General features: G+C 32.9%; 13 protein-coding genes. 9 read left to right on the top strand and 4 right to left on the bottom strand.

Features of this window, described 5'->3' with window-relative positions; genetic code table 11:
- Positions 1–48: 48 nt before the first annotated feature.
- Positions 49–966 carry a nucleoside hydrolase gene (locus LQ677_RS08330; RefSeq protein WP_239748285.1) on the bottom strand — a complete coding sequence of 306 codons (918 nt, stop codon included), beginning with the start codon at positions 964–966 and terminating at the stop codon, positions 49–51.
- Between the two features lie 265 nt (positions 967–1,231).
- Here LQ677_RS08330 and LQ677_RS08325 point away from each other — a divergent pair, with 265 nt between their 5' ends.
- Together LQ677_RS08325 and LQ677_RS08320 are read left to right on the top strand one after the other, a co-directional pair.
- A complete protein-coding gene (locus LQ677_RS08325; protein WP_239748284.1) occupies positions 1,232–1,594 on the top strand; it encodes a helix-turn-helix domain-containing protein in 363 nt (120 codons plus the stop codon).
- 18 nt (positions 1,595–1,612) lie between these two features.
- Positions 1,613–2,173 carry an RBBP9/YdeN family alpha/beta hydrolase gene (locus LQ677_RS08320; protein WP_239748283.1) on the top strand — a complete coding sequence of 187 codons (561 nt, stop codon included), beginning with the start codon at positions 1,613–1,615 and terminating at the stop codon, positions 2,171–2,173.
- An 82-nt stretch (positions 2,174–2,255) separates the two neighbouring features.
- Here LQ677_RS08320 and LQ677_RS08315 read toward each other — a convergent pair whose 3' ends face one another.
- The gene (locus tag LQ677_RS08315; RefSeq protein WP_239748282.1) at positions 2,256–2,984 is read right to left on the bottom strand and encodes a transglycosylase family protein; all 729 of its coding nucleotides are present in this window, start codon (positions 2,982–2,984) and stop codon (positions 2,256–2,258) included.
- A gap of 616 nt (positions 2,985–3,600) precedes the next feature.
- On the opposite strand from LQ677_RS08315, the gene isaB reads away from it, so the two are divergent.
- Entirely contained in the window at positions 3,601–4,113 is a 513-nt protein-coding gene (gene isaB / locus LQ677_RS08310) for an immunodominant staphylococcal antigen IsaB family protein (RefSeq protein WP_239748281.1), read from the top strand.
- Positions 4,114–4,346: 233 nt separating this feature from the next.
- The gene (gene abc-f / locus LQ677_RS08305) at positions 4,347–5,960 is read left to right on the top strand and encodes a ribosomal protection-like ABC-F family protein (RefSeq protein WP_239748280.1); all 1,614 of its coding nucleotides are present in this window, start codon (positions 4,347–4,349) and stop codon (positions 5,958–5,960) included.
- A gap of 479 nt (positions 5,961–6,439) precedes the next feature.
- Here the strand turns inward: abc-f and LQ677_RS08300 are convergent, their stop codons facing one another.
- Complete coding sequence (locus LQ677_RS08300; protein ID WP_025906924.1) at positions 6,440–7,042, bottom strand: GntR family transcriptional regulator; 603 nt, start codon at positions 7,040–7,042, stop codon at positions 6,440–6,442.
- 114 nt (positions 7,043–7,156) lie between these two features.
- On the opposite strand from LQ677_RS08300, the gene LQ677_RS08295 reads away from it, so the two are divergent.
- The 5 genes from LQ677_RS08295 to kynA all read left to right on the top strand — a co-directional run bounded on the left by LQ677_RS08295 (position 7,157) and on the right by kynA (position 12,385).
- Positions 7,157–8,032, top strand: a complete 876-nt coding sequence (locus LQ677_RS08295) for an NAD(P)-binding domain-containing protein (protein WP_107576667.1) — start codon at positions 7,157–7,159, stop codon at positions 8,030–8,032.
- A 9-nt stretch (positions 8,033–8,041) separates the two neighbouring features.
- Positions 8,042–9,409, top strand: a complete 1,368-nt coding sequence (locus LQ677_RS08290; protein ID WP_239748279.1) for a four-carbon acid sugar kinase family protein — start codon at positions 8,042–8,044, stop codon at positions 9,407–9,409.
- A 24-nt stretch (positions 9,410–9,433) separates the two neighbouring features.
- A complete protein-coding gene (locus LQ677_RS08285; RefSeq protein WP_159316196.1) occupies positions 9,434–10,795 on the top strand; it encodes a gluconate:H+ symporter in 1,362 nt (453 codons plus the stop codon).
- A 124-nt stretch (positions 10,796–10,919) separates the two neighbouring features.
- A complete protein-coding gene (locus LQ677_RS08280) occupies positions 10,920–11,540 on the top strand; it encodes a cyclase family protein (protein ID WP_191836679.1) in 621 nt (206 codons plus the stop codon).
- Between the two features lie 2 nt (positions 11,541–11,542).
- Entirely contained in the window at positions 11,543–12,385 is an 843-nt protein-coding gene (gene kynA / locus LQ677_RS08275; RefSeq protein ID WP_025906919.1) for a tryptophan 2,3-dioxygenase, read from the top strand.
- Positions 12,386–12,835: 450 nt separating this feature from the next.
- On the opposite strand, the gene LQ677_RS08270 is transcribed toward kynA, so the two are convergent.
- The gene (locus LQ677_RS08270; protein WP_239748278.1) at positions 12,836–13,618 is read right to left on the bottom strand and encodes a putative hydro-lyase; all 783 of its coding nucleotides are present in this window, start codon (positions 13,616–13,618) and stop codon (positions 12,836–12,838) included.
- Positions 13,619–13,675: the final 57 nt, after the last annotated feature.

Raw genomic sequence — 13,675 nt, 5'->3', positions numbered from 1 at the left:
GACTGGAATGCAATATTCCAGTCTCACTTTTTATATAAACAAGTATGGTTATTGATCTTGATGTATTGCTTTAATAAAGTCTACAAATTTTTCTCGGAATTGTTCATTTTGTGCATGCATACATACTTCTACTTTACCTTCCTCATTAAATTCAGTGTATGTACATCCTGCTGCTTGTCCTTCTGTTATGACAGATACATCGGCACGCTCTGTTGTAAACATTTCTGGATATAATAAGTAGAAAATTGTACATAAGTCATGAATGATATGTTCATGTTCTTCGCCGGCATTAACATCGTTGTAAGAAGATAACATATCTATAATGATGTTTCCAAAGTCTCCTTGTGTTTGAATAATATTTAAATCATCTTTATTGATCATAGTTTCTCTCGTTACATCAAGTCCACACATTACGATTGGGACATCTTGATCGAAGACAATTTTTGCTGCATGTGGGTCTACAAAAATATTAAATTCTGCAACGGGCGTAGCGTTTCCTCCAACTGCCGCACCACCCATTAATACAATTTGTTTAATGTTCTTTTTAGTTTCAGGAAATAGTGAGAATAACAGCCCTATATTTGTTAGTGGTCCAATTGGTACGAGTGTAATAGGTTCTTCAGAATTCAAGATAGTATCTCTCATTACGATAACAGCATGTTCTTCTAAAATATCATTATGTAAATTGGTATTGATTTGAGCATTTCCTATACCATTTTGACCATGTACATGTTCTGCTGTTTCAAGTGTATTGATGAGTGGTTTGTCTACACCTTTAGCAACTGGCGTATTTGAATGAAAGTAACTTACAATATCTAATGCATTTTGAGTTGTGCGTTCAATGCCTACATTACCACCAATAGTTGTGATTAATTTTACATCTAATTCTTTACTATGTAGTGCTGCAGAAATCGCTATAATATCATCAATTCCAGGGTCTGTGTCAATAATTATCGGGATTGTCATGTTGTTCGCTCCTTTATTGATATGATATATATAGTATAACAAAGTACAATTATAATTACGGAATGTACGATTAATAGCATTTTTTGAAAATAAGACAGAAGGCAGAGTAACCTCTTAAAATAACTGACGTATTGTAAAAAAAGTATATAATGGTGTTAATGGTTAGTATCATGCGTTTGCAACTTCAAGTTGCTAGGGGTGCAAAGTATAGTATCGGGATATTTTAAAGTAGTCGTTATATAGTAAACATAAGGAGTTGGTTGATATGAATATTGGAGCTAGAATTAAAGAAGAGAGAGAAATTAATGGATGGTCTCAAGAAGAACTTGCTAACAAATTACATGTCACAAGACAAAGTGTTTCTAAATGGGAACTCGGTAAAGTATATCCAGGTATAGATATACTCGTGCAAATGAGCGATATCTTTGATGTATCTTTAGATGAGCTAATCAAAGGGGATAAAAATTTAAAAAACACGATTATTGAGACTTATCGAAATGAACCTAACCATAATCAAAATAATTATAATCGTCCGATGAATGGTTGGGAGTTCTTATCAAGATTTTGGTGGCTCGTATTTCCATTCGGAGGTATTATAATAGGTATCATTAATGCGCTCTTACAATAAATAGAATAGGTGATCAATATGGATAAACATTTATATATAGCACATGGCTATACTGCAAACAGTAAAAAGCATTGGTTTAAATGGTTAACAGAACAAGTTGACGATATAGATAGTAAAATATTGGACTTTCCTAATTCATCAAATCCTGTGTTAGAAGATTGGAATAAGACTTTATTAGATGAAGTAGATATAACGAGTGGTAATAATGTAATTGTTGCACATAGTTTAGGTGTTGTGACTGTATTAGATTATCTATCTAGATTTGAAGGAGAATGGAATGTTAAAGGACTTGTTCTTGTGGCAGGTTTTTATGAAAAGATTCCTAACTTGAATAAAATTGATACATACATGGATCAAACACAAGTAGATTTTGAAAAGATTATTAAACAAGTGCCAAACATTGTGAGTGTCATAGCATCTAATGACCGTTTAGTCCCGAGAAATTTAAGTGAACGATTAGCAGAAAAGCTTCAATCTGAAGAGGTTATTGTTGAACATGAAGGGCATTTCTGTGATTCAGACGGTTATACTGAGTTTCCAGAAGTTGCACAAATCGTAAATAATATGTTTAATAAATAAAATATATACAAAAAAACGCCCCTGGCTATTGCCGGGGGCGTTGAATTAATGTGTTGAATAAAATTTTAATACTGCTTATATATTATGCAGTTACCCATTGTGAAGGGCCTGCAGTGTTGTATAATTTAACAGCTGCTGCATCTTGTACTGATTCTGGAGCTTCTGTAGGAGATTTACCTACCCATTCAGATGGTGCTACTGAATCCCAAGTGCTTTGTAAGAATTGGTATTTACCTGCTGCACCTGAAGTTGGGTTAACAGCTTTTAAGTCTCCGCCAGATTCACGTTGAGCAATAAGTTTTAAGTGATCATTAACATTTACACTTGAACCTTCAGAAGCTGAAGATGAAGTTGTAGATGTTTGAGTTGTTTGTGTAGTAGTTTGTTGTGTTTCTTGTTTTGGTGCTTCTACTTGTTGAGGTGCTTCTTGAGTTGCTTGTTCATTAGCTGTGTTGTTTGCTGCTGGAGCTGGAGTTTGTTCAGCTACGTTTTGTTCAGCTACTGGTTGTTGTTGCTCAGCTACAGGAGCTTGAGTGCTTTCAGAGTCAGCTACATTAGTTGCATGGTATTCCCAAGTAAAGTTATGACCATCTGATTGGAAGTTATACTCGAAACCATCTAATGTGAAGTTAATGTTATATGCGCCTTCTTGAATCGCATGTTCATTAAGTTCTGGTGCATTAGATTGAGCTAATTGAGCTAATTGCTCTTTATTTACGTCCTGTTCAGCTGCGTCTGCTACTTGTGTAGATGCAACACCTGTTGCTCCGATTGCTACTGCTAATGATGAAGTTAAAAATGCTTTTTTCATAATTTTAAAACCCTCCGAATAAATTTTTTATTTATAGTATCTTTTTTAAGATGATAATTTCTTTGTTAGTTAAAAATTCTTCCCTTAAATTTGGGACAAGACAACAATAACATATATAGAGGCTTTGTAAATTACAGTCAAATAACAAAAGATTACAATGTAGAAGAAATAATGTAATAATGAATTACGTTCGTTATATTTTGTAATATTACACCTAAGTTTACCGATTGTATACAATTGGATGATAAAATAGTCGGATTTTATATAATGAAATAGAATCCTTTCATGACGGTTTTGAAAGTAGATATATAAAATTTTAAAGTCGATTTCATTACTAAGAAATAAGATCATAGAATAAAAATGTAAAATTTTAGATGTGTAAAATGAATCAATCATATTTTGATTATGAAAAGTTCATAGCAAGAATTTAATGTTTCTTATAATGCTTCTATAGTTAGTGCGCGTAAGTTTCAGCGTAATTATGACGATAATAGACTGAATTATCAGTAATATTACTAGTGATATACCTACAATCCTCTTGTGTAATATTTTTGATATCATTGTAATATTGTTGTAACATTAAGGTGTACAATTATACTAAAAGGGAGTGATGATAATGAATAAAATAACTAAATTAACAATTGCAACAGGAATTTCTTTAGGAACAATTTTTGGCATTGTAGATTTTCCTGGTCAAGACAGTCATGAAGTTGAAGCAGCAACAACACCTTACTACACTTATAAAGGATACACCGGTCATGACGGTAGTTTTATTTTAGATTCAGCTTTCATCAATGCTTTAGTGTATAAGAACGTTACAATGAATAATTATAGAATTGTTCAACCACAATCTTATGAAGGAAATATTTATACGCATAGAACTTCATATGATCAAACATTCTATTTCGGTGGAAAATATGAAGAAGAATATGCTGCAAGTGCTAAATTCCCAGTGAAAAAGCATCACATTTCAAAAGCACAAATTCTTAAAGCTTACGGAAATGATTATACTATAGAAGAAACTAGTAACGGAGATGAATATAGATTCCTAGTAGGTGGCAATCTTATCATATTTACAATAGATGATAATTACGTCACAACCGTTAATATTGGTGAGAATTTAAAATAGCATAAAGACATTGAATTATTATTTTTACAACTATATAATGAAACTAACTTAAATGAACGGAGGTGTTTTAGATGTTTCTTTTAGCTCATAGTTGCAGATTTTTCGTAATCGTACGCAACAAATTTGCGGATGTTCTTCCAAAATTGGCGGAGTATGTCTTTTTTGAAGAAAAATATAGCTATAAGGAATGTCTAACACCAGCTTCCTTATAGACCGATTTTGGAGGAAGCAAAATGAATATTATTAATATGTCTAAACTATCGAAGTCTTACACAGGTGATCTCATCTTTGAAGATATTAAATATGACTTGAATGAAGGAGATTGCGTAGGACTCGTTGGAAGAAATGGTGAAGGTAAGAGTACATTATTGAAATTGATGGCTGGTATTGAAGTGCCGACAGAGGGGCAAATAAGCTGGCAAAAGAACATTTCAATTGGATATTTAAACCAGTTACCACAGTATGAAGCAGATAAAGAAATTTATGAATGTTTATCAGAAGTATTTAAAGAAATCAATTACGTCTCTCAAAAAATGAAATTTTTAGAAGATGAAATGGCAAATAATGCAGATGATTTAGAACGTTTATTAAAACAATATGGCGCATTGCAAGAAACATTTGAAGAAATAGGTGGGTATGAAAGAGATGCACTTATAAGAAGAGTCAGTCATGGTTTGAAAATCAATCAATTATTAAATCAAACATGGGGGAAACTCTCTGGAGGAGAACGTACTAAAGTAGGACTTGCACAAATATTATTGCAACAGCCTAAACTACTATTATTAGATGAGCCAACGAACCATCTAGACATTTCATCAATTGATTGGCTAGCAGATTTTATTAAACAATATAATGGTGCAGTTATGATCGTATCGCATGATCGATACTTCTTAGATGAAACAGTCAATCAAATATTAGAAATCGATCAAGGGCATCTGCACATTTATCACGGTAATTATAGTTATTTTGTTAAAGAAAAAGAAGCACGCATTATACGTGAATTTGAAGCATATCAAACACAACAGAAGAAAATTAAAAAAATGGAAGACTCCATTAAACAGTTAAGATTGTGGGCGAGCCAAGCAAAACCACCAAATGCTGCAATGTATAAACGTGCGAAAAGTATGGAAAAAGCATTAAATAGAATTAAAAGATTAGATAAACCAGTACTAGAAAATAAAAAAATGAATGTAAACTTAACAGAAGGACAGCGTGTCTCAAATGATGTAATTGAATTCAAAAACGTTTCTAAAATGTATGAAGATATATTATTCGAAGATATAGATTTACTCATCAGAAGAAAAGAACACGTATCCATTATCGGTAACAACGGTACTGGGAAAAGTACATTATTAAAAATGATGATGCATCAAGTAGAACCAGACGATGGAGAAGTTCATTGCGCTTCAAACTTAAGAATAGGTTACTTATCTCAACATACGTTTGAAAATATAGAAAATCAAACAGTCATTGAAACATTTAGAGATGTCGTGCATGTGACAGAAGGACAAGCAAGACACATACTTGCACAATTTATGTTCTATGGAGAAGATGTATTTAACAAAGTGGAAAGTTTAAGTGGTGGAGAAAAAATGAGATTAAGATGGGCTCAAATCGTTAACCAAGACTTTAATGTGCTCATACTTGATGAACCAACAAACCATTTAGATATAGATTCAAAAGAAACAATAGAAGAAGCACTGTTAGAATACGAAGGTACCGTAATAGCCGTATCACATGATCGATATTTCTTAAATAAACTATTTGATATAACGTATTTACTACAAGATAAACAACTCACAAAATATGAAGGAAATTATGATTACGTAAAAGAGAAGTTATCATGATAAAAATAAAGCGACGCCCGAAAAAGGCGTCGCTTTTCATATTATATATAGTTTTTGTAACGGTTTTGTATCTGATTTTGGGCCGGCTAACGCTCAAGAGTGGAAAACAAGATCGTTAGAAATTCTAACGCTCAAGAAACCGAAACAAGATCGTTAGCGCATGAGAACCAGCGCAAAAAATGAAAAAATGTCGCTCTAACGCTCAAGACTGCAAAACAAGATCGTTAGAAATTCTAACGATCAAGAAACCGAAACAAGATCGTTAGCGCACGTAAGCCAGCGCAAAAACAGAAAAAATGTCGCTCTAACGCTCAAGAGTGGAAAACAAGATCGTTAGAAATTCTAACGCTCAAGAAATCGAAACAAGATCGTTAGCGCATGAGAACTAGCGCAAAAAATGAAAAAATGTCGCTCTAACGCTCAAGAATGGAAAACAAGATCGTTAGACCAACTTTTACCCTTCCCCACACTACATCTTCCTATGATTTCAAATAGTATAGACTGAATTCTAAGTCGTTTAATAAGTGTTCTTTCATGAGTTCTATTGCCGCTTCGGTTTGTCTTTTTTCTAGCATTTCTGCTATTTTTTGATGTTCTTCTATAAGACCTGGGCGCTTTTTATTGATAACTGTTTTACTGAATAGGTATATATAACTTTTTAATTTACTATACGTATCTATTATAAAACTATTTTTTGTGGCGCTCATGATTTTTTGATGGAATTGATCGTTGATTTGTATAATTTCTTCTTCTGTTTTGTCGTCTCCGATTGTTGCGTAACTTTTTAATTCTTCGATATCGTCTTGTGTGAATACGATACTCGCTTTTTTAATTGCGTGTGTTTCTATTAAAATACGCATCTCAAAGATATTTCGATATTCTTCTACTGTTGGTACATAAATATAACCGTCTCTTATGAAGTATTCTAATTCTAGTTGTTTTATAGCTTCTCTTATCGGTGTTCTACTAACATTATATCTTTGTGCAAGTTTGCTTTCTGTTATTTTTTCATTTTGCGTTAAGTCACCATTTATAATGTCATTTCTTATTTTTTGATATATGGATAATTCCTTATTTGCCATCGTTTTCACCTCGTTAACTTCATCTTACTATAAAAAAATTTGAAATAAAATGTATACATTTATTAAATTTTGGTATACAATACCTGTAAACGTTTACAGAAAAGGAGCATAAAAATGAAAATTGGATTTGTTGGATTAGGTATTATGGGTAAGCCAATGGTGAAAAACTTAATCAAAGCTAATAAAGAAGTATTAGTGAATGATTTAAATAAAGAAGCTGAAAAAGAGGTAGAGGCATTAGGTGCGAAAGTTGTATCTATTGAAGAAATGGCTAGAGATGCTGAAGTGATGATTACGATGTTGCCTAATGGTGCTATTGTTAAATCAGTTTTATACAGTGGTGAAACGGCAGTATTAAACCAAAGTGAAATTAATGTCAAAATGGTAATTGATATGAGTTCTTTAACACCTAATGAATCTTTAGAAATTAGTAAAGTACTTGAAGAAAAAGATATTCAGTATGTAGATGCACCAGTTAGTGGAGGAGAACCACTTGCGATTACAGGAGAATTAGCTGTAATGGTTGGTTGTGATGAAGATTTATTAGAAGATATTAAAGAAGTGCTTCGTCCAATTGCTGGATCTGTTGTAAGAGTTGGTCATGTTGGTTCTGGTAGTGTTGTTAAATTGGCGAATCAAATTATCGTGAATACAAATATTGCAGCATTGTCAGAAGCGGTTGTACTCGCTAAGAAATTTGATATTGATTTGACAGAAATGCATGAAGCAATCAAAAATGGTTTAGCAGGTTCAGCAGTTATGGAAGCCAAATTCCCTAAAATGATTGAACAAGATTATAAACCAGGTGGCACTTTAAACATTAATTTAAAAGATTTGAAAAATGTATCATCAACAGCAGATACAGCAGGTTTAACATTACCAGTTGTTAATCAAATTAAAGAAATTTATAAATCAGAAGTTGCGCAAGGTAATGGTTTAAATGACCATTCAGGTATCATTCAATACTTCGAAAAAATAAATAATATGTAGGTGATAGTGATGTTAACAAAAGATTTAATAAATGAATTTAAACATGATGATATAAACAAACATTTACCAGATTTAAAATATAAAATTATTGTACTAGATGATGACCCTACAGGCACTCAAACAGTTAAAGATTTACCTGTATATACGAAGTGGACTGAGGAATGGATTGAAGATGGTTTTCTTCAATCCCATAATATGTTTTACATTTTGACGAATTCTAGAGCGTTAAATGAAGAAGAGACGATTTCTTTACACGGAGAAGTAAGCGCTAACATACAAAAAGTAGCTAATAAATTGGATATTCCTTATTTAATTATTAGTAGAGGTGATTCTACATTAAGAGGTCATTTCTATTTAGAACCTAAAGTGTTAAGTGAATCTAGTGACCAAGCTTTTGATGCTGTATTCTATATTCCAGCTTTCTTTGAAGGCAATAGATATACATATGAAGGCATTCATTACCTGAAAGAAGGCGAGCAATATATCCCAGTATCTGAAAGTGAATTTGCACAAGATACAACATTTGGATTTAAGTCTAAACATATGAATGACTTTATAAGCGAAAAAAGTAATGGCGAAGTTCAATCTGACGAAGTTTATCACATCACATTAGAATATTTACGACAAAGAGATAAAGAAACGATTTTTGATGTATTTTCAAATTTAAATGACTTTGATCAAGTCGTAGTAGATGCTGTAAATGATGAGGATATGGATTTCTTTGTAGCTTGTCTGACTGAATTTTTAGCACAACATGATAAACGCTTTATCTTTAGAACAGCGGCATCTTTTGTTAAAGCAATTTGTGAAACACCTGGAGAAATTATCAATTTAAATTCTTATAAAGAAAATGATAATGGTGGCATTATTGTTGTTGGTTCACATGTTAAAAAGTCATCAGACCAACTGAAATATTTATTAGACCATTCATTTATTAGTGAAATAGAATTTGACGTTACGCAAATAGCGTCATCCAATTTACAAGCTTATGTTGATGACATTACACAACTCGTTGAGCGATATATTGATAACGGAGAAGATGTTGTCATTTATACGTCAAGAGATGTTATTAGAACTGAGAACTTGCAACATAATTTAAGTATTTCTACTGCTATTTCAAATAGTTTAGTATCAATCGTTTCAAATTTAGATGTACAACCGAAGTTTATTATCGCTAAAGGTGGTATAACTTCAAGCGATGTTGCGACAAAAGGATTAAAAATTGAAAAAGCAAAAGTCATCGGTCAAATTACGCAAGGGGTTCCAGTATGGCTAACAGGTCCTGAAGCGAAATATCAAAATATACCTTATGTTATATTCCCAGGAAATGTCGGAGATGAAGAAACTTTAAGCAGTGTATATGAATTAAATCGTTAAATATATAAAGAGAGAGGGATTTAAATGTTGGGAGAGTACTGGCCACTGGTTAGTGTTGTAATTGGTGTATTAATTTTATTAGCGCTTATTATGTACTTTAAATTAAATACGTTTGTTGCTTTAATTATCACTTCAATGTTAACGGGTATTATTCTAGGTATGCCACTTGATAAAATTGTGGAAACCATTGAAAAAGGTATGGGCGATACACTCGGTCATATTGCGATTATTTTTGGATTAGGTTCGATTTTAGGTAAGTTATTATCTGACGGTGGTGGTGCAACAAGAATTGCAGATACACTGATTAATACGTTTGGTAAAAAATATGTAACTTGGGCAATGATTATTGCATCATTTATTATCGGGATATCTTTATTTTTAGAAGTTGCATTTGTGTTATTAATTCCTTTAGTGTTTACGTTGGCTAAAAGAATGAAAATTTCTAATTTACAAGTTGGTATTCCAATGGCAACTTCAATTGCTGTTACACACGGATTCTTACCACCACATCCAGGTCCAGTAGCAATATCAGAAGCGGTTAATGCCAATATTGGTGAAGTATTGATGTATGGTCTTATCATTGGTGTACCTTTAGCAATTGTAGTAGGTGGTATCTTCCCTAAATTTGCATATGCTATTGCACCTGTAGCATTTGAAAAGAAAGGGAACACAGCAAGTATAGGTAAAATGAATGATTTTAGTAATGAAAAATTACCGAACTTTGGTATTAGTTTATTAACAGCATTATTCCCAGTTATTTTAATGTTATTTGCTACAGTAGTCCAACTTATAACTGGTCATGATCAAGAACCAACAAACTGGTTTGAATCTATCGTGTACTTACTTGGTTCATCTGTTACAGCAATGTTATTAGCTGTATTATTTGCGATATATTCAATGGGTATTAAACAATCTAAGAATATGACAACGATTATGAAATCATTTGAAGAAGCTATTGGACCAATAGCAATGTTACTTTTAATTATTGGTGGGGGCGGTACATTTAAACAAATCCTCATTGATGGTGGCGTTGGTGACACAATTTCAGAAATATTCCACGGTACAGAAATGTCACCAATTTTTCTAGCATGGTTAGCTGCTGCTTTATTAAGAGTTGCACTTGGTTCAACGACAGTAGCAGCAATATCTTCAGTAGGTATTGTATTACCATTATTACAAGCTTCAGATGTGAATATTTCACTTGTCGTACTTGCGATTGGTGCAGGTAGTATATTCTGCTCACATGTGAACGATGCAGGATTCTGGATGTTCAAAGAATACTTTGGTTTAACAATTAAAGAAACGTTCTTAACATGGACACTTCTAGAATCTGTACTTTCTGTATTAGGTTTGATATTAATATTAATCGTCAATTTAATTGTATAATTTTAAAAAAGGCTGGGACATGTATATGTCTCGGCTTTTACTTTTTTCATTATTACAAATTAATGTACAAAAGTTGAATTAAAAGGTAATATGGTAGCGATTACATTAATAAAGGAGCATGATTATGTGGATTGATATTACACAACAATTGACGAACAATATTGCACACTGGCCAGGTGATGAGCCATTTCATTTTAAACTTTCAGCGACTAAAGAAGAAACGGGTTCTGTAAATATTGGTAGTATTTCAACAAGCACACATATAGGCACACATATGGATGCGCCATATCACTTTGATGAAGAAGGTATCAAGATTCATGAAATTGACGTCAATCGTTTAATTGGCGATGCAACATTGATTGAAATTATGGATGAAACTTTAATCACCCAGGAAATACTCAAGAAATATGAGATTAAAGGGACTATTATAATGATAAAGACTAAATCAGAAGCACATTCTGAAGTGTTTCCAGAGTCAGTACCTGTCTTAACGGAAGATGCCATTCAATATTTATCTTCAATAGGGATTAAAGTATTCGGAATAGATGTGCCATCAGTAGATGATATCGACTCTAAAACTTTAGACAATCATCATGCATTTAATCAATACGACATCATTAATATTGAAAATCTATTATTAGAAAATGTATCAGAAGGTTATTATAACTTCATTGGATTACCTTTAAATATAGTAGGTGCAGACGGTTCGCCAATAAGAGCGGTCATTTCTAAAAAGGGGGAGTAGTTGTGAGCGAATTTCAAGATGAATCACTTAAAGGGGAAAGTGTGAAGACAGATTTTTCGAAGGACATGACGTATAGTGAATATTTAGGTTTAGATAAAGTATTATCAGCACAACATACATTAACAGATGCGCACGATGAGAAATTATTCATTATTGTCCATCAAGTATCAGAACTGTGGATGAACTTAATTATTCATGAATTAAATTCTGCAAGTGATGATATTAAATCTGATCAATATAAACAAGCATTTAAAAAATTAGCTCGTGTAGGTAATATACAAAAACAACTCATTCAAGTATGGGAAGTATTATCAACCATGACTCCAAGTGATTACTTGAAATTTAGAGATGACTTAGGGAATTCTTCAGGATTTCAATCTTTTCAAAATAGAATGATTGAATATAGCTTAGGATATAAAACAACACACGCTTTAAAAATCTATGAAAAAGACCCAAATATATATCAGCAGTTGAAAACACAACTTGAACGACCAAGTATTTATGATGAAACAATTAAAGCAGTACATAGAGCAGGATTTAACATAGACTCCGAAGTGTTAAATAGGGAAGTTACACAAAATTATATGCGGAATGATTCAGTCAAAGAAGCGTTTAAAGCAATATATTTACAATCAGACGCATACTTTGAATTGTATGAACTTCTAGAGAAATTAACAGATGTAGAAGATAGATACAGTCAGTGGCGATTTAGACATATGAAGACCGTACAAAGAATAATAGGATTTAAAACAGGAACAGGTGGAAGTTCAGGTGTGAATTATTTAAAACGGGTTATTGACCAGAACTTCTTTCCAGAATTGTGGGAATTGCGTACAGAATTATAAGTTGGGAATAGGAGTGTAGGGATTTTCAGGCCGATAAAATAAAATAGCGACCCGAAAATGAGGTTTTCAGGCCGATAAAATAAAATAGCGACCCGGAAATGAGATTTTCAGGCCGATAAATAAAAATAGCGACCCGGAAACGAGATTTCTGGAACGATAAAAATAAATACCAGTCCAGAAATGAAAAATATGGACCGATAAAAAATATTACCGGTCCAGAAATAGAAAATATGGACCGATAAATAAAATTACCGGTCCAGAAATAGAAAATATGGACCGATAAATAAAATTACCGGTCCAGAAATGAAAAATATGGACCGATAAAATAAATTTACCGGTCCAGAAATGAAAAATATGGACCGATAAAATAAATTTACCGGTCCAGAAACAAAAATGAAGCTGAGGCAATTAACGTTGCCTCAGCTTTCTGCTTTCAAAGCTCTTTTAATTCTAGCTCATTTCGCTATCTTTAACATCTGTTATAAACATATGTCCGGGTGCGTGCGTAATCATGATATCTGGTTTGGCATCTAATGCGACAGACTGTGGTGTTACACCGCATCCCCAGAATACAGGAACTTCTCCGTCTTTAATTGTTACAGCTTCACCGAAATCAGGTTGGTCAATGTTTCCAATACCGATTTCACTTGGATTTCCAATATGTATTGGTGTACCGTGTACTTCTTTGAAATGTGTTGTAATTTCAGTAGCTTTAATTGCTTCTGACATTGTCATAGGTCGCATGCTCACTGTAATGTTTCCTTTAAAAGTACCACTTGGTTCAGCTGGTATATTTGTGATGTACATCGGCACGTTATGATTTTCTTCTATATGACGTACTGGAATGCCCGCTTCAAGCAAAGCATGTTCAAATGTAAAGCTACATCCAATCAAGAAGCTGACCATATCTTTTGTATACAACGCTTTAATATCCTCGTATTCTTGTACGAATTTGCCATCTTTATAAAGTCTGTACAATCCAACATCTGTTCTAATATCCGCTTCTTTTCCATATTTACTAAATGACGGCGATCCTACTTCGGATACATCAAGTAATGGACATGTCTTCGGATTTTTAAAGCAAAATTTCAAAAAATCATAGGCATATTTAGAAGGCAAGATGACGACATTTGCTTGGACATACCCTTTAGCCATCCCACTAGTTGGTCGTGTTAATGCGCCTTGTCTTATACTTGCTCTAATTTTCTCTGGTGATGCAGTTTGTAAATTCATGATATTATCCCCTTTCTGCATGGTTCTCCTTATTATATCATTTAAACATTATTCCGA

The sequence above is a fragment of the Mammaliicoccus sp. Q-M61 genome, assembly GCF_022386055.1.
In the GTDB taxonomy this organism is placed as follows: domain Bacteria; phylum Bacillota; class Bacilli; order Staphylococcales; family Staphylococcaceae; genus Mammaliicoccus; species Mammaliicoccus sciuri_A.
The sequence above is the reverse complement of the archived record's forward strand: the minus strand, read 5'-3'. Positions and strand labels throughout refer to the sequence as shown.